Origin of the sequence: Legionella sp. PC997, assembly GCF_014109825.1 — a bacterium.
In the GTDB taxonomy this organism is placed as follows: domain Bacteria; phylum Pseudomonadota; class Gammaproteobacteria; order Legionellales; family Legionellaceae; genus Legionella.
The window spans coordinates 2,394,384-2,417,048 of sequence record NZ_CP059576.1; the positions used below are offsets into that span (position 1 = coordinate 2,394,384).

The following is a 22,665-nucleotide window of genomic DNA, read 5'->3' on the forward strand; positions in this document are numbered from 1 at the left end:
CTCAAATAAACTCATCATTATATTTTTTATGATAACCTCACCCGAGGATCGACCACCATGTAGGAAATGTCGGTTAATACCAACCCAACAATGTAAAGAATTGAGCCCAAAAACACCATAGCCCTTACTATAGCAAAATCTTGTTGTTGAATCGCGTCAATCGTATAACTGCCTAGGCCGGGTACGCCAAAGAACGACTCCAAGATTAGGCTACCCATAAATAGTGAAGGAATGAGCACTACGATACCAGTTAATATGGGTAGCATTGCATTTTTTAATACATGTTTGAACATTACTTTTTGCTCAGATAACCCCTTGGCTCTTGCCGTTTTTACATAGCCTTTGTGCATTTCTTCTAAGAATAAAGTACGATACCATCGACCACCAGCCCCCAAACCACTAAGTACTGCGACTGTAACTGGCAAAATAACAAACTTCAACGCATCAACTCCCCCGTCATAGCCTGAAATGGGTACGAGACGCAATAATTTACCAAAAAGATATTGGCCACCAATAATATAAAACAAACTGGATATGGACATTAAAATAATGCACAGCACCACGCCAGTTAAATCAAGGTAAGTCCCCCTAAAAAAAGCCATGGCCATAGCTACAATAATATTAGCTACAATATCCAATAGTAAAACAGGGACTGCGATTGAAAGACTAGGCCACATCCTATAGGTAATATCCTCACTAATATCACGTCCAGAATCAGAGACACCAAAATCAAAAGTAAAAAGCTTCAGGGATTTTTGAAAAAACAAGGTGGCTTGTATTTTTTGTATGCCTGTTTTTTGTTCGTTGTAGAATAAGGGTAAATCATAACCATGCGTTGCTTTCCAATCCTCAATTACTTGCTGCTCCACATGTTTCTGACCTAAATGCATCCGCGCAATATCATCAGGTGTATTCACCATAAAAAATAAAATAAACGTAATGAGATTAATTCCAAAAAGAATAGGTATTGAATAACTTACTCGACGAAATAAATATTTGATCATGATATAGAGGTCCGTTCTGCTGGTTTTCTTTCTTTCTTGTAATACGCAATAACCAAAGGAAGAACTAGAATTAAAATAAGCACAAACAAGAGACCCAAGGGCCAAAAAATAGGTTGATTCCAAAGTAATCTCAATTTATTGCGTTCAGGCACATTGAGAGAAATATATTTTAAAGTTGCAAAAGACATAGTATTGGGTTTCACTCGTGTAACCCAGTTTTGTGATAAAACAAACTCTTCCGGATGTATCCCCCAGACCCATGGCGCATCATTTCGCACAATTTGCAGCATTTCATCAATATACTTCTGCCTTGTCTCATCATTTTTTCTATTTTTCATTAAATTAAAGAGGCGATCGAATTCAGGATTTTGATAGTTTGCGGCATTCTCACCACTAAATTTAACTTTTCCGTTGGCACCATACAATTGAAAGAGAAAGTTTTCAGGATCCGGATAATCTGCCACCCACCCCCAACTAAATATTTGGGTATCTCCAGTGCGCATTTTCTCTTGAAAACGATTATACAAAGTCGCACGAACATTTAAATCAATGCCTATTTGGGCAAATTGTTTACGCATCCAATCAAAGAGCGACTTGTCCTGAGGGGCTCCTGTTGTGGTTACATCATAATGTAAAATCAAGTGATTTCCAGTAGCGGGATCCACTCCATCAGGATAGCCTGCCTCCACCATGAGTTTTTTGGCATCACTTATAGGACGTCGTTCTATATCGCCATTATTCCATTGATAAACATAGGGGTTAATTCCTTCTTTACCTTTTTTATGACCAAAAATACCGGGTGGAATGGGTCCTTGGGCAGCAATACCTCGGCCATTATGAAAAATTGCTATATTTTCCTCATAGTTTACCGCGATTGAAATGGCCCTTCTTAACTTTCGGGCTCGTTCACTTGAACCACCTACTACTTTATCAAGCATATTAAAGCCCATATAGTAGGTAGAAGGCTGTAACTCTTCCGTAAGATACATGTGTTTTTTTTGCATCTCAAGAGATAGTTCTGCTTTGCCATATCGATTCGTATGAATTGCTTGATCAAAACTATCCGCACCTACAACAGAATTATCATAGTAACCTTGCAAAAATTTATTCCATCGGGGAATGGATTCCTTTTCGAGTGTAAAAACTGCCTTTTCAATAAAAGGTAAGCGTTTACCCGCATTAACCAAATATCCCAATTTTCTATCTTCATCTGAACCCATGCTTGGATGATAATCTTCGTGAAAATTTGGATTTTTTTGTAAAACCATACTTCGATTGGGATTATTTTTTACCAACATAAAAGGACCTGTGCCTACAGGAAACCAGCTCAAAGTGATGTTATTGTCCAGCATTCCTGGTTGGGAATAAAAAAAGTCCGCTTCCCAGGGTATGGGGGAAAAAAAACTCATAGCCAACCAAAATTGGAATTGAGTATATTCTCCCTTTAACGTGATCTCAAACGAGTAGTCATCTATTTTTTTAAGTCCCTTTAAAGGGTAATTACGCAGATCAATGAATTTATTATTTTTAGGTAGGCTTTGCCCGTATTCCGCAAAGCCCACAATATAATCATTCATTAAACCGTAAATCGGAGAGCTTAATTGCGGATTCGCCAAACGTTTTATTTGATATATATAATCATCAACAATCAATTCCCTTGTCCCAGTATGCTTAAAATCAGACAATTGATTAATTCCTTTATCATCTAAATATTCCGTTGTTATATGATGATAACGGTATATGCCCTTATCATCTTTAGCGAAAGCAGGATGAGGCTGGTAATAAATTCCTTTTTTAATATGTATCGTATAAACGCTAAAAGTAGGAATTTGCTGACTGTTTTCAGGCAATGGATTACCTTGCGCATCCAGGTACCTTAACTGTGGCATTTCAGTAGCTATTAATGGAATTAATTGATACGGCCTTTGTAAATAATCATACTGCAACAAAGGTTCATATATTTGGGCAATAAAAATAGACTCATTCGTTGAATAAGAGAGTGCGGGATCCAGAGTTTTAGGCTGTTCGGAAAAGGATGAATAATAGATATTTTCTTTTGATTGCACTTGTGGATAGGGATTATTTAAAACCCAAGGCCAAGCATAAGCGAAGCTAAAGCTTTTTAAAAGCAGTACAATCAGAACCATTCGCCGTATACGATTCAAAAAAATATCCTTATATAAAGGCGTCTCAAGGACGACAAACCAGTGCTCAAAAAATCTTTTTCCCCAAAGAAGAAAATGAGCGAACCTCGCCATTTACTTCAGCAGACCCAAAACCTCCTCTCATCGCAGCGATAACTTCTAACTATCCAACATTTCCAGAAATTGCTCTTCATCCAAAACATCAATACCCAAATCATTTGCTTTATCCAATTTGGACCCAGCTTCGCTTCCAGCAATCACGTAATCTGTTTTAGCAGAGACACTACCGCTTACTTTAGCTCCTAAAGCTAACAATTTTGTTTTAGCTTCTTCGCGACCCATAGTACTTAAAGTTCCGGTTAAAACAACTGTTTTGCCAAATAAAAGATGTTCTTTATTGACTATCTTCTTCTCCAGCTTTGGCCAATGAACTCCAAGGGCTAATAAATGTTCGATAACTTTGCGGTTGTGATCTTGAGCGAAAAAATGGACCACATTAAAAGCACCGACAGGACCCATATCTTGCAAATTCATCAACTCTTCTTCTGTTGCTTTAGAGATAGCATCAATATCTCCAAAATGCTCTGCCAACATCCGCGCACTCGCCTCACCGATTTCACGAATTCCAAGAGCATAAAGAAATCGACTAAGGGTTGTTTTCTTACTTTGCTCTAAAGCATCTAATAAATTTTTGGCTGACTTCTCTCCCATACGGGGAAGATTTGACAGGGTATTAACATCAAGCCTGTACAGATCCGGTAAATGACGCACAATTCCCTCATCCACCAACTGTTCTATAAGTACAGCTCCCAATCCCTCTATATACATGGCCTTACGAGAAGCAAAATGCCACATCATTCGTTTCAATTGAGCCTTACAGAATAACCCACCAACACAACGAGCAACCGCTTCACCTTCCTCACGCACCACTTCAGAACCACATACAGGACATGTTTTAGGTAACTCAATCTCTTTGGTATGTGCAGGGCGTTTTTCTAGAACAACAGAAACCACTTCAGGAATCACATCGCCAGCACGACGAATAATAACACTGTCACCAATACGGATATCTTTTCTAATAATTTCATCCATATTATGTAATGTTGCATTACTTACAGTTACGCCTGCCACATTAACCGGTGCCAAACGTGCCACAGGAGTTAAAGCGCCAGTTCTTCCTACTTGGAAATCAACAGCTAAAAGTTGCGTCATCTCTTCGGAGGCAGGAAATTTATGGGCGCAAGCAAATCGAGGTGCTCTTGAAATAAAGCCAAGTTGTTGTTGCAAAGGAATACTGTCAATCTTATAAACAACCCCATCAATTTCAAAGGGAAGTTGATCACGTTTGGCTAATATATTATGGTAATAATCCAAACACCCTTTAATACCTATCTCTTTTTTGGTATCCAAAGAGACTCTAAAACCAAACTCTTTTAGTAATTGCAATTGCTCCCAATGCGTGTTCGGTAAGCTGTACCCTTCGCAAGCTCCTATTCCATAGCAATAAATAGCTAAAGGCCTACTTGCTGTCACTGCAGGATTCAATTGCCGTAGACTACCTGCTGCAGCATTACGAGGATTAGCAAAAACTTTTTCGCCAGCCTCTTTAGCTTTTTTATTGTAATCTTCAAAGCCTGCTTTCGGCATATACACTTCACCGCGTATTTCGATAATACGAGGTGGTGTGGACACTCTTAAAACCAAAGGAACCGCAGCGATTGTTTTGATATTGGCTGTAATATTTTCCCCAGTAGTTCCATCCCCACGTGTTGCAGCAGAAACCAATGTTCCATTTTCATAGGTGAGATTAACAGCGAGGCCATCTAATTTAGGTTCACAAGTAAAAACTAATTGCTGAATGGGTTCGTCGAGTTTTTCGGTAACTCGTTTAATAAAGGCTTGCAGTTCTTCTTCAGTAAATACGTTCGATAGGGACAACATCGGTTGCCGATGAGTAACCGGCATGAATGCATCTACAGGAGCACCCCCCACACGTTGAGTGGGGGAATCCGCCGTCAATAATGCAGGATGCTTCGTTTCTAAATCGTGTAATTCGCGAAAACATCTATCGTATTCGGCATCAGGAACCAATGGCTCATCAAGGACATAGTAATGATAATCATATTTCCTAATTTTATTTTTCAACTCAGCTATTTGTTCCTTAATCTCATCAATACTCATTCATTTCCATCCATAATTCAAACCCAGAAGCCATTGCTTCTAAAATATGTCCCCTCACCCCCAGCTTTGCATCAATTTATAACCTTACTGAAGGGTAAGCAATGATCTTAAAACATTAGTTTATCATTAAAAAATATGCTATAGATACATATCGATTCAACAAGAACCGAGGCGTGATAAAATGGATTTTAAACGTATCTTAGTCGCAGTATTTTTATTTGCATTCTCTGCAATAACTTATGCTCTTCCTCAGTCTCATGAATATGGCAATTTGGGTATTGCTTTTATACATGGAACAAATGACCACCGAGAAGATGCCGAGGGGGGGTATTGGAAAACCGATTTTATTCAAGATATAGCCCAAGCACTTCCTAATCCTGGAAATTATTATGTAGTTCATTGTGATTACAGCAAATATATGTGGGAGGAAGATGTTGCGGGGTGTACTGCGAATCAGTTATTGGATTTTATAAATCATAAAAAAATTGACTCTCTAATTCTCTATACACATTCCAATGGCGCCAATGTAATGCGTTGGATTCTCTCTAATCCAACCTATGATAAACGATACATGCTATTAAAAAGAAAAATTAAAAAAATTATCGCATTAGCACCTTCAAGCGGAGGGACCCCGCTCGCCGATATGCTTCTCAACGGAGGAATTTTTGAAGCCAGCTTGAGTTGGTTATTAGGATATACAGGCGATGCAGTGAAACAACAACGTGTCGGTGACATGCATATCTATAATGAAGAACTCTTATTTGGCACAAAAAAACGTCCCTCCTTGCCCGTACCTTTTGATTCAGTGATAGGAACTAACGTTATCTCCTCCCCTTTTTCTTCAGCCAGTTATTGTAACGGTTATTTACTCAATAGCGGTTTAAGGCTTGCTAAAATCTATTTGGATTCTTGTGCAGATGGTTTTTTAAATTGCAGTTCCCAAATTGCTGCGGGATCCGTTTGGTTTTACGATAAAGAACAAACGGAAGATCAAACGACACTGAGTCATAACCAAAGTCGTCATTCATGTTTTGGACTCGATAAAATATTGATTTCTGTCTTAGATTCAAAAGGAGCTGCAAAATGAGAACTACTCTTACTTTTCTGTCTTTATTTTGTTGCGCACAGGTCAACGCATACAACTTACCGCAAATTCCAGTCAAATCGTATGATTGTGATATTTGCGATAGCTTACCTCATGAAAGCCTCCAAGATCATTGGAAGATTGCGGCCAGTCCTTTAAATAAAGCAGAAAGCAACATTCAAAAAAGTTACAGTTATCAGCAGCGAGTTACCGCTGCTCAATTGCAAAAGGGTGTCAACTTACCGGTTCAAGCTGCAGAGGCTGTAATACGCATTATTCCTTTGGAAAAAAACAAATCCATGCCTGAATTGGAGTTAAAAAGTGGCTCCGGTTCATTCATTAGTTTAAAAGAGGCTTCTTCTCTCTACAGTCAAGATGAGGCTATAGATGAGTCGCTAAAAATCGGTTCACATCAGACCATGCTCCAAATCAAACCGGATTTAGGTGCTGGAAATTTCATAATCAAAAGCAAATCAGCAGACTCTGCAAATGAAGCACATACTTATCTGATTGATGTTTTTGAAAAATACTCATTGATTTATCTCCAAATTGAACCATCGGCCTTACAATATCAATATGGAGCTCAATTTAACGCACTTATTACCCTAAAAGATAATGTAACCACTTATCCAGTAGAGGATATAGATGCTACGCTAGTAGGTCCTGATAACCAAACTATACCTCTCAAAATAAAAGAGGTAAAACGTAATCAATTCCAAGCCAGCGCTGTCTTATCTTCTGATGTGAATCCTCATGGAGTGAATTGGTACATCGATGTGGATGTATTATGCGAACTTAGTGATAATAGCCCTCTTCATCGCACTGGCCGAGCTGCGTTTTCCTATGCAATACCTTCTGCCAGTCTAGTTAGTATAAAAAAAATTTCCTCTAACCCCTTAACTTTAGCCGCAACGGTAGAAGTTGCGACAGGAAGTCGTTATGCATTACAAAGCGTTTTATACAAGAAAAACTCAAAGGGAATAGATATTCCTATTGAAACAGCACAAAGTGCACAATGGCTCGAACCAGGAAAACAAATAATTAAATTTAGCTTTGACAATTCTGCACATTTAGCAGAGGATCAGCTTTCTGTTGGTTATTTACACCTGACTGATTACGGGCAATTAAAACCAGTTTATCAATACGATCAAACGATTAAACTAAGTCAACTTTTGGACTAATGAATGCAATTTTTATCTTCAATGACCTTACTTGAGGGCATAGCATGTGCTTTAGCCCTGCAATTTTTAATTTTGATTTGGATTTTGATTACCCAAAGCCAGCAAAAAAAACTGAGCCGGCAGTGTAATGAAAAGACTATGGAATCTTTTACCATGCAGCTGCACCAGGTTCACTTGGATGTAAGTCAGAAAATTGCCCAAGGACAATTAATGACCCAACAGCTAATCCATGATACCGTCCAAAAACAAATGACGGATGTTCGTGAGCAAATTAGCCATAGCTTTAAACAACATGCCAGTTCACTCACCTCTCACTTACAGTTACTTACAGAAGAAATTCGCACTCATCTCCATACCTTAACGCAACAAGTTAACCATAAATTAACTGAAGGCTTTGAAAAAACTTCGTCCACTTTTATTGACGTAGTAAAACGATTAACGATCATTGATGAAGCACAAAAGAAAATCACTGAATTATCAAGCCATGTGGTTAGTTTACAAGATGTATTAGTAGACAAAAAAGCACGAGGAGCTTTTGGTGAAGTACAACTGGCAACACTCATAAGTAACATGATTCCACCCAACCATTTTGCGATGCAACATACATTAAGTAATCAGAAACGAGCTGATTGTATTTTATTTTTGCCTGAGCCAACGGGTAATGTAGTAATAGATGCTAAATTTCCTTTGGAAACCTATCAACGGTTAATTAATACTGAGACGGGTTCAGTCGAAAAAAAATCATTACAACAGCAATTTCGACAAGACATTCAGAAACATATTAAAGACATTGCAGATAAATACATCATTCCAAATGAAACTACCGATGGTGCCATGATGTTTATTCCTGCGGAATCCATTTTTGCAGAAATACATGCCAATTACCCAGACTTAATTTCATTATCTCAAAGATTAAAAGTATGGCTTGTTTCCCCAAGCACGTTAATGGCCGTACTTACCACAGCTAAAGCGGTACTCAAAGATGACGCTACTCGTAAACAAGTTCACATTATTCAAAAACATCTCCAAGCATTGGCAGATGATTTTCAACGTTTTGAAAAAAGAATGGACAAACTCTCCAAACATATCAATTTGGCACATCAAGATGTCAGTGAAGTAAATACGTCCGCCAAAAAAATTACATCACGTTTCCAAAAAATTGAGTCAGTTGATATCGAATTAGATGAGTTGGAACTCATTGAAACCGACACAACAAATGAAGCATAAATTGATCTAGAATTTTGTAGCCTTGGTGAAGGCAGCTTAACCCGAAGATACGATCTAAATAAACTCTCAATCCAGGGATCGCTTCACTTCACACAAGTATAATCCAACATTAGCTTAAAAAAGAAAAGTTATATGACGTCCCCATTTACTGAAAAAAATTATCTTAATCAAACATTCACCCAATTTAGTATTGAAAAAACACGAATTGAACAGATTAAATTTGAAAACTGTCAGTTCAAGCAGTGCAAATTTACTGACGTTATTTTCACTACTGTAACCTTCACTGATTGTGATTTTGAATCTTGCGATCTTACATTGGCAAAATTTCCAGGATGTAAATTTTCAGAGGTTTCATTTAAAAACTCAAAAATCATTGGAGTAAACTGGACGGAATTAAGCTGGCCCTTAGTCAAACTGACTAGTCCACTTTATTTTTATAGGAGCAACTTAAGCCATTCCAGTTTTTATGGGCTTGAACTTTCTAATTTGATTATTGAAGAATGTAAAGCGCATGATATTGATTTCAGAGAAGCAAATTTATGTCATGCAAATTTTGTAGATTCCGACCTACTGAACAGTCTGTTTCTCCACACAAATTTAAATTCTGCTGATTTCACAAATGCCATCAACTATCTAATCAATCCCAACGAAAATAGAATTAAACATGCACGTTTTTCATTTCCTGAAGTCATCTCTTTATTAAATCATTTTGATATTAAAATAAATGATTGGACTTAAAACCATTAAACGATACTAATAAAACACTGGCATTTTAATAAACTGTAATTTTAAGATGAACCAAAAACACACATAAGGTATAATTGCTAACTTTTAAATTTGATTTGCCTAAGCTATGTCCAACAATATCCTGCTCTATCAACCTACCCAAGCCAAGCAAATATGGGGACAACTCCATGGAAGCAGTTTGGCATTGGCATTGGCTGAATACTGCCAACAAACTCCTGGTATTAAGTTATTGATTGCTCAAGATAATCTCAGCGCAAATCAGTTGCAGGCAGAATTGAATTTTTTTCTAGGCGCCAATACCTCCCAAGAGTTATTGTTTTTTCCTGATTGGGAAACACTTCCTTACGATCAATTCTCGCCGCATCAAGACATTATTTCCGAACGGTTATATACCTTAAGCCGAATTCAACAAGTCACTAATGCAATTGTTATCACTTCGGCAAGCACATTAATGCATAGGCTCTGCCCACCTGAGTTTTTAAATCAATATGCCTTAATGCTTAAGGAAGGACAAAAACTGGATTTAACTGCCTTTCGTAACCAGTTACAACAATCCGGTTATCATTGTGTTAATAAAGTTCTTGAACATGGTGAGTTTGCCCTACGCGGTTCAATTATCGACGTTTATCCTATGGGTTCTGGTTTACCATTCCGAATTGAACTCTTCGATGATGAGATTGACAGTCTGCGGGAGTTCGATACTGAAACGCAACGTACAATAGAAAAAATTAAAGAAATTAATGTACTACCTGCACGAGAATTTCCTTTAAATGAACAAAGTCAACTGCTCTTTCGACGGGCTTTTAGAGAGTTATTTCCGGTAAATCCTAGCCAGTGTCCCATTTATGAAGCGATCAGTGAAGGTCAGTTCCCTTCTGGAATCGAATATTTTCTACCTTTATTCTTTGACAAAACCGTTACCTTTTTTGATTATCTACCAGAGGATGCCAAGGTTTGTTTGATTGAAAACATTCAAAATAATGCAGAACAATTCTGGCAAGAATTGAATGAGCGCTTTGAGCAACGACGATATGATATCAGCAGACCTATTTTACCACCTACAGCCTGTTTCATTAATCCAATTGAATTATTAACTAAAGCAAATACGTATAAACAACTTCGATTATTCCAAAATCCCTCGGAAAAGAAAGGTGCTGTGGTTAATTTTGATATCGTACCCGGCCCACAATTACCAATTGATAGGAAAACCCAAGAACCTTTAAGTCAACTTCGTGCATATTGTGCGGATTCCACCCGGCGTTATTTAATTGTGGTCGAAAGTGCCGGCCGACGAGAAGTGCTACTTGATTTGTTAAAACCAAGTGGTATTTCCGCTAAAGTACAATCTTCATGGCAGGATTTTCTTAACGATACAGCCCCGCTTAACATCACCACTGGAGATCTAATTTATGGATGCGAATTAAATCAAAGCCATATCGCAATCATTGTTGAATCTCAATTATTTGGAGAGCAAAGTACACCTCAAAGACGGGGTACACAAAAGACGATTGATCCCGATTTAATTATCCGTGATATGGCAGAACTACGTGTTGGCGCTCCAGTAGTTCATTTGCAGTTTGGAGTAGGACGTTATCAGGGACTGCAACATATCGAATCCAACGGATTTGCAAGTGAATTTTTAGTTCTTACTTATGCGGGTGAGGACAAAATTTATGTCCCGGTTACTTCACTCCACCTTATTAGCCGCTACACAGGTGTGGATAGTGAACATGCACCCTTGCACAAATTAGGTTCGGATCAATGGCAAAAGGAAAAGAAAAAGGCGGTCGAAAAAATCCATGATGTAGCGATCGAATTATTAGATCTCTACGCCAAAAGAGAGGCTCAACCAGGATATCAATATCAAATAGATCATAATGAATATGTAAAATTTGCCAGCGCCTTCCCCTTTACAGAGACACCTGATCAATTACGCGCAATTGAGCAAATTATAAAAGACATGGAATCCCCAAGACCTATGGATCGTTTAATTTGTGGGGATGTAGGTTTTGGTAAAACCGAAGTAGCGATGAGAGCTGCTTTTGTTGCAGTACAAAGTAATAAACAAGTCTGCATTCTAGCGCCAACAACTCTTTTGGCCGGGCAACATTTCGAATCATTCCGCGATCGATTTGCTGATTTCCCCATCAATATCGAATTACTTTCACGTTTTCGTTCCAATAAAGAAACGGAAGCAGTTCTTACTGGCTTGAAATCAGGAACAGTTGATATAGTCATAGGAACCCATAAATTATTCCAAAGTAATATTTCTTTTAAAAATTTAGGACTTTTGATTATTGATGAGGAACATCGTTTTGGAGTCAAACAAAAAGAACACATTAAAGCGTTGCGGACTCATGTGGATATTTTATCCATGACTGCTACTCCAATTCCAAGAACGCTGAATATGGCTATGGCTGGAATTAGAGATATTTCTCTGATGACAACCCCTCCGGCCAAACGCCTTGCAATTAAAACGTTCTGGCAGGAGAAAAAAGATCCAACCATTCGTGAAGCCATTTTAAGAGAAATTCTTAGAGGCGGTCAGGTTTTTTTCCTGCATAACAATGTAGAAACAATCGAACGTGTGTGTCAGGATTTGCAAACTCTAGTTCCAGAAGCCAAAATCCGCAGCGCACATGGACAAATGCGAGAACGTGAGTTAGAACGGGTAATGTCTGATTTTTATCACCATCGTTTTAATGTATTAGTCTGCACCACAATCATTGAAACGGGTATTGATATTCCTACAGCCAATACAATTATTATTGATCGTGCTGATAAGTTTGGTTTAGCCCAATTACATCAGTTACGTGGACGAGTTGGTCGATCGCATCATCAGGCCTATGCCTACTTACTTACTCCCCATGAAAAAGTATTAACCGCTGATGCAGTCAAACGTTTAGAAGCGATTGTATCATTAGAAGATTTAGGCGCAGGATTCACCCTGGCAACCCATGATATGGAAATTCGCGGAGCAGGTGAGCTTTTAGGAGAAGAACAAAGTGGGAACATGCAAGCAATTGGATTTAATTTATTTATGGAGCTGCTTGATAAAGCAGTCCATGATTTAAAAGAAGGAAAAACACCCGAGTTATCTGCGCCAATGCACCAAGGACCTGAGATCGATTTACGAATCAGCGCTATTATTCCTGAGGAATACATTCCTGATATTCACAACCGCCTCATTATGTATAAACGGATTGCAAATGCAAAAACTAAAGAGCAATTGCATGATTTACAAATCGAATTGATTGACCGATTTGGATTATTACCACCACAAGTTAAACACTTATTATTGATTACCGAATTAAAATTAAAAGCTGCACAAATGGGTATTCAAAAAATCAGTGCGGGAGCCCAGCAAGGTAAGCTGGAATTTAGCGAAAAACCTTCTATTGATCCAGGCATATTGATTCATTTAATTCAAGTACATGCCAAAAGATATCAAATGGAAGGACCCCAGCGCTTACGTTTTAACCTAGACAGTACTTCTTCAGAGGAACGTATTTTCGAGATAAACTCTCTGCTTAATAAATTAGCTGGCGAGAACAAGGCCTAAGGCGTGTAATAAACGGTAAAAAAGATAATATTTTGAGAACTCCTAGAATAACCTCAAAAAATTGGATTTTCGATTGAATGACTTTGAAAGAAACTTTTGATCTTTTCATTGACAAATACAACTCAATCAATTAACAATCTAATCGCCTGTCATCGCTTTTAATTAAATAGAAGGAACTATTATGATTAAGAATTTCTCTTTAAGCTCATTATTATTGATTTCTAGTTTTATTCCTGGAATCGCAATGGCGGATCCCACTGCCTATGATATTAATGTCTACTGTCCGGCGACTCAAGGACCCACTGCTGTAACCCATTTTGGAAACTATATTGGTGGTTATGGTGTGGAATATGTATTATCTCAAACACTACAAGTATACTTCCGTTCTAATGGATCGGTTCAAGATGTTCCCGCTAATTTAATAAACTATTTTAATGATTCAGTGACTTATAACAGTGCCTCAGGAAACATCATTTGTAGTTATCAAAGCAATAATCCTGCGGATCCAAGATTTACCGTAGCTTATACTGTGACTAATGGTATGGGAGGCACAGTACAAGCCCAATCGAACAATTCCATCAGTGTTAGAATTCCAGCTGGTTTAAGAGGTTAAGTTTTAGATCTTTAAATCCTGGGTGAAAGCATAGCTGAACCCAGGAGCCCTTCTCTAAGACAAAACCAGGTTCGGTTTCGATTCACCCAGGTTACCCTATCCAAATTAACTTGTTCCACCGACTGTCAAAGCATCGATTTTCAAAGTAGGTTGACCTACTCCAACCGGAACAGATTGCCCTTCTTTACCGCAAACCCCTATTCCTCGATCCAACCCCAAATCATTACCAATCATACTGATTTTTTTCATCACATCTGGACCATTACCAATAAGTGTGGCTCCTTTAACTGGCGCAGTGATTTTTCCATTCTCAATGAGATATGCTTCGCTGGCAGAAAATACAAATTGGCCTGAGGTAATATCAACTTGTCCCCCCCCAAAATTGACCGCGTATAAACCACGTTTTACTGAACGAATAATTTCTTCAGGATCATGGTGTCCTGCCAACATGTAAGTATTCGTCATCCTAGGCATAGGTACATGGGCATAAGATTCACGACGGCAATTACCTGTAGACTTCATACCCATCAATTTGGCATTTAACTTATCTTGCATGTAATTCACCAAAATACCATTTTCAATCAACGTAGTGCATTGTGAAGGAGTGCCCTCGTCATCAATAGTTATAGAACCACGTCTGTCTTTTAAAGTTCCGTCATCAACTACCGTAACTCCTGGAGCTGCAACTTGTTGTCCAATACGGCCAGAAAATGCCGATAATCCTTTACGATTGAAATCTCCTTCCAAACCGTGTCCTACAGCTTCATGTAATAAAACACCCGGCCAACCCGGGCCCAAAACCACTGGCATTGTCCCAGCTGGTGCAGGTTGTGCTCCCAGATTAATCAAGGCTTCGCGCACTGCCTCTCGAGCATAACTCAAGGCATTTTCTTTTTCATAAAAATAGGAATAAGGTACTCTCCCACCCCCACCAGAGCGTGCTGACTCCCTTCGTCCATTTTTGTCCTCTACAATAACGCTTACATTAATACTCACTAGGGGTCTGACATCAGCAATCATTTGGCCATTCATTCCAGCCACCATAACAACTTCATAGCAACCACTTAATGAAGCGTTAACCTGAATTACACGAGGATCAATACTACGCGCTTCTTTATCAATCGCTTCTAACAAAGCAATTTTTTCTTGCTTACTCATGCCTTCAATTGGATTTAAACCTTGATAACGACTTACAGCCGCTCCTTTTACTTGAATGGCTTGAATTGGTTTAGAACCAGTCAGTGCAATAGAACGGGCTGCATCAGCAGCTCGCAACATCGAAGGTAATAAAATATCATCACAATAAGCAAATCCTGTTTTATCACCGCTAACGGCGCGAATTCCTACGCCTCGATCTAAGGAGTAGCTCCCGCTTTTCACTACTGAATCTTCCAAATACCAAGATTCATAACTGCAACTTTGAAAATAAAGATCGGCATCATCAATATGATGATTCATCATTGTTTTGAATAATTTTTCTATACCCGTTTCATCCAGTGCTGCAGGAGCTAGTAAAATCTTTTTTGCTGTAGTAAGGGCTTCTGTCATTTAATTACCTTAATAAATAAAAATAGTGTCTCTTGGTTTTGCGATCAAAAACATAGTATCTACCTATAAGTTTAATACATGATGATCGATACAGGGAAATTTTCGACGTATTTCCTTTTGGTTTTGTAAATCAATATCTGCTGTCACCACTCCGGTACCCGTTTCTTTTTGAGTGAGGATTTTCCCCCAAGGGTCAACAATCATGCTATGACCAAAAGTGGTTCGTCCATTTTCATGACGCCCCCCTTGATTTGCTGCTAAGACATAACATAAATTTTCAATGGCTCTGGCTCGCAATAATACCTCCCAGTGTGCAAGGCCAGTTAGAGCTGTAAAGGCAGAAGGAACCGTAAAAACTTGCGCTCCTTGCAACATTAGCTGCTGGTAGAGTTCAGGAAAACGTAGATCATAACAAACCGTTAATCCTATTTTTCCAACTGGAGTGTCAACAAGAGCCAGTTGGTGCCCGCGTTCAATGGACATTGACTCCTGATATGCTTCAGTTGGTGAGACGTTTACATCAAATAAATGAATCTTATCATAGCGTGCTACACATTTACCTTGATTATCATACACTAGGCAACTGGCACGTACTTTGGATCCTGAACTTTTAAGAGGAATAGTCCCCGCAATTACCCATAACCCTAATTTTTTTGCCAATTGGCTGATTTTTTGTTGTATAGCTCCCACGCCAAATCTTTCACCAACTTGCAATTTATCTTCTTCATGAAGTCCCATAAATGCAAAATTCTCAGGCAAGAGTACAAGTTCAGCTTGCTCTTCACGAGCTTGAATCATTAATTGTTCGACTTGGTGTAAGTTATCAGCAACTCCTGCTGAGGAAACCATTTGTACTAATGCTGCTCGTGCCATAATAAATCCTAAAATTTATGACATCAAAAATGTCGAGATTTTCCGCGTATTCTGGTAACTGGATCCTAAAGGATCGCGATCATTAAGTTAAGAATTTTTGTCATCCTGGGATCTATTCTTAAATTATCAATATGCCCTGCCAGTATTGGGTATCCACCTTAGCAAACGACCCATATTTCATAACTTATTGGATTGCCCTAAGATAATAATCTTGCCTACACGCTCTATTCAAAATTTATTTATAATACTACTATAGTACTGTAGAACCTCAAAACAAAAATAATTCGTTTTAAACTTGAAATATGGGAAACTCATCCATAGATATGCTAAACTAAATATAAATATAGAGGAGCTCTAAACAATGAACCGAAATAATGTCACTATTCTGACTCGAAGCAATGAGTCTGCACTCTCAAGCAATAAGGTACTGCGTAATACTTATTTATTACTCGGTTTGACATTTTTGTTCAGTGCATTTATGGCCGTTTTATCGCTTACAAGCGGCGCACGCCCAATGAATCCTCTTCTGATGATAGTTGGTGTTTATGGGTTAATGTTTTTGACTCAAGCGTTACGAAATAGCGTTTGGGGACTCGTAAGCGTTTTTGCCTTCACGGGCTTTTTGGGTTATACCTTAGGTCCTGTGCTGAACTTTTATATCAGCCATTTTTCTAATGGTCCACAAATAATTGCAACCGCTCTGGGTGGTACTGGAATTATTTTCTTCGCACTCTCTGGGTATGCATTAACTACTAAGAAAGACTTTAGCTTCCTAGGTGGGTTTCTTTTTGTTGGTGTAATGGTTGCTTTATTGGCAATGATAGCAGGAATTTTCATTCAAATTCCGGCGCTACAATTAGCCATTTCAGCCGTTTTTATACTTATTTCTTCTGGATTAATTCTCATGCAAACAAGTGCAATTATTCATGAAGGTGAAACGAATTACATTTCCGCTACAGTAGGTCTTTTTGTATCAATTTATAACTTGTTCGTCAGCTTGCTTAATATACTAAGTGCATTTTCAGGCCGCGACTAGTTATCGTTCTCCTCTACCTAAATCCCGGTTCGTTTTTGCCGGGATTTTTTTTGGGGTGGAATATCCACTGGTGGATAGGTTCCGTGCTCACTAGTGGATATTTCAGGACGTTAATACTCGTAGCACTCTATTTAACTTTGTTGCCAAGTAGCTTTTGCCCTGAATAGTTCCGGTAAGTCATTTACAGTCTTTTTGACTTCTTGAGGAAGAGCAAACACATCTCGAGTTTTTTGATAATAAATCCCCAAAGGAACGGGATACTCAGGAAAAGATAGGGAAGCGAGTCGTATCGCCGCGGCGAAGCTAGTTGGGTCATGTCGATAAAGACCAGTTTCTTCTGCTGAAACACGAGCGAACTCTTCTGCTTCTACATGCAAAGCTTTCTCTTTTTGCGCACCATAAACTAAAGGTTGCCCTTCTTCTAATAGGACTGTATTCTCGGCACGATTACTTTTCAGCGCAAACTCATCAAAAGCACCATGATTGAAAATATTACAATCTTGATAAATTTCAACAAAAGAACAGCCTTGGTGTTCCTGTGCTTTCTTTAATATTGAACCCAAATGAACGGGATCCTTATCTACTCCACGAGCTATAAAACTAGCCCCCGCTGCTAGGGCTAAAGTAAGCGGATTCACAGGTTCATTAACTACCCCTTTGGGCGAGGTTTTCGTTACTTGGCCCTTTTGTGATGTGGGAGAGAACTGTCCTTTAGTTAAACCATATACTTGATTATTAAATAATAAAATATTTACGTTTACATTACGTCGTAAAATATGGATCAGATGATTGCCTCCAATACTTAAAGCATCCCCATCTCCAGTAATGACCCAAACGCACAGATCATCCCTTAACGCTTTTAACCCCGTTGCCACCGCAGTTGCTCGACCATGAATAGTATGAAAACCATACGTATTCATATAATAAGGCAAGCGGCCCGCACAACCTATTCCGGAAATAAACACATGCTGTTCTGGTGGTAAGCCTAACTCAGGTAATATTTTTTGCAGGGCCATTAAAATTGCATAATCACCACAGCCTGGACACCAGCGAACCTCATTTGCATTGGCAAAATCTTCACGTTTATAGTTGTTGTTCATAGTTGGCTTCCGATTTTATAGTGTTCACCAGATGACTGACGGTAAAAGGCTGACCATTCGATTGACTGATTGCACGAGCATCAACCAAATAACGGGCACGAATAATTTGGCATAATTGTCCAGAGTTTAATTCTGCGACGAATACCCTATCGTATTTTTTCAAAATAGCGCCTAAATCATTCGGCAAAGGATTCAGATGACGTAAATGCACGTAAGCAATCGCCAACCCTTCTGCCAAACATTGCTGCACCGCTGATTTTAAACTGCCATAGGTACTACCCCAGCCAATTAAAATGAGGGTTGCATTAGCATCCCCTTCAATTGTCAACGGGGCATACTCTTGTGCGATTCCATCGATTTTCTGCTGACGTAAATGAACCATTTTTTGGTGATTCTCAGCATCATAGCTTACCCGTCCCTCTTCACCTTGTTTTTCTAAGCCCCCCAATTGATGAATGTATCCTGGAGTACCGGGCTTATTCCAACTACGACTCAAAAACTCATCCCGAGTAAACGGTTTTGGAAAACGGTTAAATTCAACTTGAGGTAATTTTAAAGAAGATACATCTGGGATTTTCCACGGCTCAGCAGCATTTGCCAGATAAGCATCCAATAGAACAATTACAGGAGTCATGAATTTAATGGCTAAATAAAATGCTTCTAAAGTCGTATAAAAACAATCGGCTGCGGATTGTGCTGCTAGCACCGGCAAAGGCGCTTCACCATGACGTCCATAAAGTGCTTGTCGCAAGTCACTTTGACTTGTTTTCGTAGGTAAACCCGTCGAAGCTCCAGCCCGTTGGACATCAAGCAAAACCAAAGGTAATTCAGCAACTACAGCCAAACCCAAACTTTCACTTTTTAGATCCAATCCAGGACCGGAGGTTGTAGTTAAAGCCAACCTCCCGCCATATGCAGCGCCAATACAAGCACAAATTGCAGCAATTTCATCTTCTGCTTGCAGAAGTTGTACTCCAAAATCAGATAAGCGGGCACATTCATGCAGGATTGCTGAAGAAGGAGTAATTGGATATCCCGAAACTAAGGTCGGTATTTGTGTCGACGTAGCAAGTGTTGCGAGTGCTAATCCCACTGCCTCGACCCCTGTAATTTGCCGATAATCCCCCACATCTCGATTCACTTCACCTAGCATATAATCGCGGCGAGTTAATTCTAAAGTCATTGCATAATTATATCCCGCCAATAAAGCCAATTGATTGGCTTTAGCAACAACAGCGTTTGCTTTGAATTTTTTAGCTATAAACGACTCGCATGCGGTAGTGTGCAAATCAAATAACCACAAAACCAAACCTAAAACATAAAAATTTTTGGTTTTGGTGGCTTGCGGTTTAGTTAATTCCAGCGAAGACACGGCCTGTAGAGTCTGGGTGATTAAAGGAAATGAAACAATTTGATAATGTTCGGCACAATTGTCTAGAAAACTCTTATCCATTCCCGCCTTTTGCCAATCCTTTTCTTGATAACTGTCTTCATTAATAATCAACAAACCGCCTTGGTTCAGATGTTGCAAGGAGTTTTTTAATGCGGCTGGATTTAATGCAACAAGCACATCAAGCGACTCACCTGCGGTGAATATAGCATGCTCGGCCATCGCCAGTTGGAAACCAGAAACTCCCGCTACAGTACCCGCTGGCGCTCGAATTTCAGCAGGAAAATCAGGTAGGGTCCGCACATCTCGGCCGGTAAGTGCCGCGCTAATGGTGAGTTGTTCTCCCACCAATTGCACCCCATCGCCTGAGTCTCCGGTAATACGAATAACAATCACGTCAGATGTTGACATAAAGTCTTGCTTCCTGCATTAGTTGACGCATGTGTCTTACCGCCTCTTTCATACCACAAAATAAAGCTCGGGCAATAATTGCATGGCCTATGTTAAGTTCATGTAATTCTTTAATAGACGCTATAGGTTGCACATTATGATAATTGAGACCATGGCCGGCATTGACAATCAAATTTAAACTCGCTGCATATTCCGCAGCGTGTTGTATTCTCGATAATTCATACTGTTGCTGTTCCACATCAGTAGCATCAGCATAACAACCGGTGTGCAATTCAATAACAGGAGCACCAATATCTGCTGCAGCCTTAATCTGTTCACGATCTGGGTCAATAAATAAAGATACTTCACTACCCATAGATTGCAAACGTCGTACAGCACGGTCTACTGATTTTTGGTGCAATATTACATCCAGTCCCCCTTCTGTAGTTAATTCCTCACGTTTTTCCGGGACCAAACACGTATGCTCGGGTGAAATTTCTTCAGCAAAATCAAGCATGGCATCCGTAACTGCCAATTCAAGATTCATTCGTGTTTGCAAAACTTCTTTGATCAAACGTACATCACGCGCTTGGATATGTCTTAGATCTTCTCTCATATGCAGAGTAATGCCATCCGCACCCGCTTCTTCTGCATCAATAGCCGCTTGAACAGGATCAGGATAACGGGTACCACGTGCTTGACGTACTGTAGCTATATGATCAATATTAACACCCAATAGTATTGGCTTATTCATTCTACACCTTACACATAAAATAAAGAGTATAAAGTCCATTCTGACCTAAACTCAAGTTGCTTAGAACATATATCTTCGTTACATCAGTTTAAGTCAGGAATATTTCCGTGAATTCATTCACCTGCTTGCCCAGTTCTTTTCACTCAGCAAGATACAAAGCCCTTGTTTTAATTTCGCGTCCACCCAGAAGATGATCGATTGCTTGACGCATAATTATTTTTGCTGATTTAAGGTAAGGAGCCTCATTTAAGTTATCTTGTGCCAAGGCAAGAATATGCGCACCTGAAATTCCTCTGCTGTCGCGAATAAAACCTTCGCCAGCAACAAATTGATAATACGAATCAGGGACAATCAAATTTGTTGTTCGCGCTTCCTGGGTTAATGAAAAGGAATAACCACATGCATGCAGTAAAGTCCACTCAAAACGTCTTAATAACGCTTCAATGACTAATCGTTCCTTTGCTAATGTAAGGGCATTTAAAGTAAATAAATAAGCATCAAATAATGCCGAGTCAGAAGAATTGCGACTGAGGGCATAGTAAAGAATTTCGTTTAAATATAAACCTGCAAAAAGCGAGCTGCCTGTAAGCTGGAGTGATGGGGAAGTACTTTCAGTAGTTTGTACATAATATCGCTCACGACGTTCCGCAAGATTGATCCATAACGAAGTAAAAGGTTGTAACAGGGCTTGTTTTTTAGGGGTACGTCCGCCCTTATAAAGACATTGAATCACTCCAAGCTCGCGTGTAAAAAAACTGACTTGAGCACTGGTATCCCCAGACCATTTTTTGTGTAAAACCCAAGCTGCTATTGTCCTAGTTGTCATAACCTAATTGTTTTAATATACGCTCGTCATCCGACCAGCCTGATTTTACCTTACACCAGCACTGTAAGAATACTTTCTTACCTAATAGTTTTTCCATGTCCACGCGTGCATTCGTTGCCATTTCTTTTAGCTTTTGTCCCTTATCACCAATGATCATTCGTTTGTGATTATCTTTATCCACAAGAATCAATGCATGAATACGCACGAGAGTGCCTTCATCCTTAAAAGATTCAATATCTACGGTAACAGAATAAGGTAATTCTTGTCCGCAAAAGCGGAAAATTTTTTCCCGCAACAATTCCGCACATAAAAATTTTATAGGCCGATCAGTTAATTGATCATCTGGAAATAAATGAGGCCCCTCAGGCAAATAATTCTGTAATTTTTCTTGCAATTCATCCACCTGTACCCCTGTTTTTGCAGATATAGGGATGATTGCTGCAAATTCATGTTTTTGACTTATTTGTTCTATCCATGGTAACAACTGACTTTTATCATCAATTTTATCCACTTTATTTACCACTAAAACACAGGGTACTTTGGCTTGTTTTACTAAATTCAAAACGTATTCATCTTCGTCTTGCCAATGCGTTCCATCAACTAAAAAAGCAATCACATCCACATCACGCAATACACTAATCGCAGTTTTATTCATCATACGATTCATTGCTTTTTTACTTCCTTGGTGAATTCCAGGAGTATCTACATAAACAAATTGGTATTCACCTTCAGTACGTATCCCTAAGATACTATGCCGAGTTGTTTGTGGCTTTCTTGAGGTAATGCTCACTTTTTGCTGCATAATACAATTAAGAAGGGTTGATTTACCCACATTAGGCCTGCCAACTAAAGCGATATAACCACAATAACTAATCATTAAAATTTATTCCTGTTTATTTTTAAAACATTCTATCAGTCACACCATAAAATTTCCAGATTTGAAGCATTTCCACTTGATATTTCACTAAAAAACCAAGTATCCTGTGCAGTATGTGAACAACGGAT

Annotated in this window: 17 protein-coding genes; 7 read left to right on the forward strand and 10 right to left on the reverse strand. The window is 39.0% G+C overall.

Translation table 11 applies throughout. The annotated features are described in order from the left end of the window. Positions 1-26 precede the first annotated feature (26 nt). The 3 genes from HBNCFIEN_RS10275 to ligA form a co-directional block, all read right to left on the reverse strand. The gene (locus HBNCFIEN_RS10275; RefSeq protein WP_182391001.1) at positions 27-1,004 is read right to left on the reverse strand and encodes an ABC transporter permease; all 978 of its coding nucleotides are present in this window, start codon (positions 1,002-1,004) and stop codon (positions 27-29) included. Beyond that, positions 1,001-3,151, reverse strand: coding sequence for an ABC transporter substrate-binding protein (locus tag HBNCFIEN_RS10280; RefSeq protein WP_182393675.1), 2,151 nt, complete (start codon positions 3,149-3,151; stop codon positions 1,001-1,003). The genes HBNCFIEN_RS10275 and HBNCFIEN_RS10280 overlap by 4 nt, the downstream gene beginning before the upstream one ends. Positions 3,152-3,307: 156 nt before the next feature. After that, positions 3,308-5,329, reverse strand: a complete 2,022-nt coding sequence (gene ligA, locus HBNCFIEN_RS10285) for an NAD-dependent DNA ligase LigA (protein WP_182391002.1) — start codon at positions 5,327-5,329, stop codon at positions 3,308-3,310. Between the two features lie 181 nt (positions 5,330-5,510). On the opposite strand from ligA, the gene HBNCFIEN_RS10290 reads away from it, so the two are divergent. From HBNCFIEN_RS10290 to HBNCFIEN_RS10315, 6 genes are all read left to right on the forward strand, one after another. After that, positions 5,511-6,416 carry a hypothetical protein gene (locus HBNCFIEN_RS10290; protein WP_182391003.1) on the forward strand — a complete coding sequence of 302 codons (906 nt, stop codon included), beginning with the start codon at positions 5,511-5,513 and terminating at the stop codon, positions 6,414-6,416. Continuing rightward, on the forward strand, positions 6,413-7,594 hold the full coding sequence (locus HBNCFIEN_RS10295; protein ID WP_182391004.1) for a DUF4785 domain-containing protein: 1,182 nt from the start codon (positions 6,413-6,415) through the stop codon (positions 7,592-7,594). Before HBNCFIEN_RS10290 ends, HBNCFIEN_RS10295 begins: the two co-directional genes overlap by 4 nt. Positions 7,595-7,597: 3 nt before the next feature. Continuing rightward, a complete protein-coding gene (locus HBNCFIEN_RS10300) occupies positions 7,598-8,821 on the forward strand; it encodes a DNA recombination protein RmuC (protein ID WP_182391005.1) in 1,224 nt (407 codons plus the stop codon). Positions 8,822-8,953: 132 nt separating this feature from the next. Beyond that, positions 8,954-9,559 (forward strand): pentapeptide repeat-containing protein, encoded by a 606-nt coding sequence (locus HBNCFIEN_RS10305; protein WP_182391006.1) that lies wholly within the window; start codon positions 8,954-8,956, stop codon positions 9,557-9,559. 115 nt (positions 9,560-9,674) lie between these two features. Then, on the forward strand, positions 9,675-13,130 hold the full coding sequence (gene mfd, locus HBNCFIEN_RS10310) for a transcription-repair coupling factor (RefSeq protein WP_182391007.1): 3,456 nt from the start codon (positions 9,675-9,677) through the stop codon (positions 13,128-13,130). Positions 13,131-13,311: 181 nt separating this feature from the next. Continuing rightward, the gene (locus tag HBNCFIEN_RS10315) at positions 13,312-13,743 is read left to right on the forward strand and encodes a hypothetical protein (RefSeq protein ID WP_182391008.1); all 432 of its coding nucleotides are present in this window, start codon (positions 13,312-13,314) and stop codon (positions 13,741-13,743) included. Positions 13,744-13,848: 105 nt separating this feature from the next. On the opposite strand, the gene tldD is transcribed toward HBNCFIEN_RS10315, so the two are convergent. Continuing rightward, complete coding sequence (gene tldD, locus HBNCFIEN_RS10320) at positions 13,849-15,291, reverse strand: metalloprotease TldD (protein WP_182391009.1); 1,443 nt, start codon at positions 15,289-15,291, stop codon at positions 13,849-13,851. 63 nt (positions 15,292-15,354) lie between these two features. Beyond that, positions 15,355-16,164 carry a carbon-nitrogen hydrolase family protein gene (locus tag HBNCFIEN_RS10325; RefSeq protein ID WP_182391010.1) on the reverse strand — a complete coding sequence of 270 codons (810 nt, stop codon included), beginning with the start codon at positions 16,162-16,164 and terminating at the stop codon, positions 15,355-15,357. 361 nt (positions 16,165-16,525) lie between these two features. Here HBNCFIEN_RS10325 and HBNCFIEN_RS10330 point away from each other — a divergent pair, with 361 nt between their 5' ends. Beyond that, positions 16,526-17,200 carry a Bax inhibitor-1/YccA family protein gene (locus tag HBNCFIEN_RS10330; RefSeq protein ID WP_182391011.1) on the forward strand — a complete coding sequence of 225 codons (675 nt, stop codon included), beginning with the start codon at positions 16,526-16,528 and terminating at the stop codon, positions 17,198-17,200. A gap of 131 nt (positions 17,201-17,331) precedes the next feature. Here HBNCFIEN_RS10330 and HBNCFIEN_RS10335 read toward each other — a convergent pair whose 3' ends face one another. From HBNCFIEN_RS10335 to era, 5 genes are all read right to left on the reverse strand, one after another. Further along, positions 17,332-18,300, reverse strand: coding sequence for a 2-oxoacid:ferredoxin oxidoreductase subunit beta (locus HBNCFIEN_RS10335; protein ID WP_182391012.1), 969 nt, complete (start codon positions 18,298-18,300; stop codon positions 17,332-17,334). Further along, positions 18,284-20,101: a 2-oxoacid:acceptor oxidoreductase subunit alpha gene (locus tag HBNCFIEN_RS10340; RefSeq protein WP_182391013.1), complete on the reverse strand. Its 1,818-nt coding sequence runs from the start codon at positions 20,099-20,101 to the stop codon at positions 18,284-18,286. Before HBNCFIEN_RS10340 ends, HBNCFIEN_RS10335 begins: the two co-directional genes overlap by 17 nt. After that, positions 20,088-20,834 (reverse strand): pyridoxine 5'-phosphate synthase, encoded by a 747-nt coding sequence (pdxJ, locus tag HBNCFIEN_RS10345; protein ID WP_182391014.1) that lies wholly within the window; start codon positions 20,832-20,834, stop codon positions 20,088-20,090. The genes HBNCFIEN_RS10340 and pdxJ overlap by 14 nt, the downstream gene beginning before the upstream one ends. A 139-nt stretch (positions 20,835-20,973) precedes the next feature. Further along, complete coding sequence (locus tag HBNCFIEN_RS10350) at positions 20,974-21,660, reverse strand: DNA repair protein RecO (protein ID WP_182391015.1); 687 nt, start codon at positions 21,658-21,660, stop codon at positions 20,974-20,976. Beyond that, positions 21,650-22,537: a GTPase Era gene (gene era, locus HBNCFIEN_RS10355; protein ID WP_182391016.1), complete on the reverse strand. Its 888-nt coding sequence runs from the start codon at positions 22,535-22,537 to the stop codon at positions 21,650-21,652. Before era ends, HBNCFIEN_RS10350 begins: the two co-directional genes overlap by 11 nt. Positions 22,538-22,665: the final 128 nt, after the last annotated feature.

What these genes read in the sequence shown, in the direction of transcription:
- HBNCFIEN_RS10305 (WP_182391006.1), top strand. Translation starts at nt 8,954, where the DNA reads ATGACGTCCCCATTTACTGAAAAAAATTATCTTAATCAAACATTCACC.
- HBNCFIEN_RS10330 (WP_182391011.1), top strand. Translation starts at nt 16,526, where the DNA reads ATGAACCGAAATAATGTCACTATTCTGACTCGAAGCAATGAGTCTGCA.
- HBNCFIEN_RS10290 (WP_182391003.1), top strand. Translation starts at nt 5,511, where the DNA reads ATGGATTTTAAACGTATCTTAGTCGCAGTATTTTTATTTGCATTCTCT.
- HBNCFIEN_RS10275 (WP_182391001.1), bottom strand. Translation starts at nt 1,004, where the DNA reads ATGATCAAATATTTATTTCGTCGAGTAAGTTATTCAATACCTATTCTT.
- mfd (WP_182391007.1), top strand. Translation starts at nt 9,675, where the DNA reads ATGTCCAACAATATCCTGCTCTATCAACCTACCCAAGCCAAGCAAATA.
- HBNCFIEN_RS10315 (WP_182391008.1), top strand. Translation starts at nt 13,312, where the DNA reads ATGATTAAGAATTTCTCTTTAAGCTCATTATTATTGATTTCTAGTTTT.
- era (WP_182391016.1), bottom strand. Translation starts at nt 22,537, where the DNA reads ATGATTAGTTATTGTGGTTATATCGCTTTAGTTGGCAGGCCTAATGTG.
- HBNCFIEN_RS10325 (WP_182391010.1), bottom strand. Translation starts at nt 16,164, where the DNA reads ATGGCACGAGCAGCATTAGTACAAATGGTTTCCTCAGCAGGAGTTGCT.
- HBNCFIEN_RS10340 (WP_182391013.1), bottom strand. Translation starts at nt 20,101, where the DNA reads ATGTCAACATCTGACGTGATTGTTATTCGTATTACCGGAGACTCAGGC.
- tldD (WP_182391009.1), bottom strand. Translation starts at nt 15,291, where the DNA reads ATGACAGAAGCCCTTACTACAGCAAAAAAGATTTTACTAGCTCCTGCA.
- HBNCFIEN_RS10350 (WP_182391015.1), bottom strand. Translation starts at nt 21,660, where the DNA reads ATGACAACTAGGACAATAGCAGCTTGGGTTTTACACAAAAAATGGTCT.
- HBNCFIEN_RS10295 (WP_182391004.1), top strand. Translation starts at nt 6,413, where the DNA reads ATGAGAACTACTCTTACTTTTCTGTCTTTATTTTGTTGCGCACAGGTC.
- HBNCFIEN_RS10335 (WP_182391012.1), bottom strand. Translation starts at nt 18,300, where the DNA reads ATGAACAACAACTATAAACGTGAAGATTTTGCCAATGCAAATGAGGTT.
- HBNCFIEN_RS10280 (WP_182393675.1), bottom strand. Translation starts at nt 3,151, where the DNA reads ATGGTTCTGATTGTACTGCTTTTAAAAAGCTTTAGCTTCGCTTATGCT.
- pdxJ (WP_182391014.1), bottom strand. Translation starts at nt 20,834, where the DNA reads ATGAATAAGCCAATACTATTGGGTGTTAATATTGATCATATAGCTACA.
- ligA (WP_182391002.1), bottom strand. Translation starts at nt 5,329, where the DNA reads ATGAGTATTGATGAGATTAAGGAACAAATAGCTGAGTTGAAAAATAAA.
- HBNCFIEN_RS10300 (WP_182391005.1), top strand. Translation starts at nt 7,598, where the DNA reads ATGCAATTTTTATCTTCAATGACCTTACTTGAGGGCATAGCATGTGCT.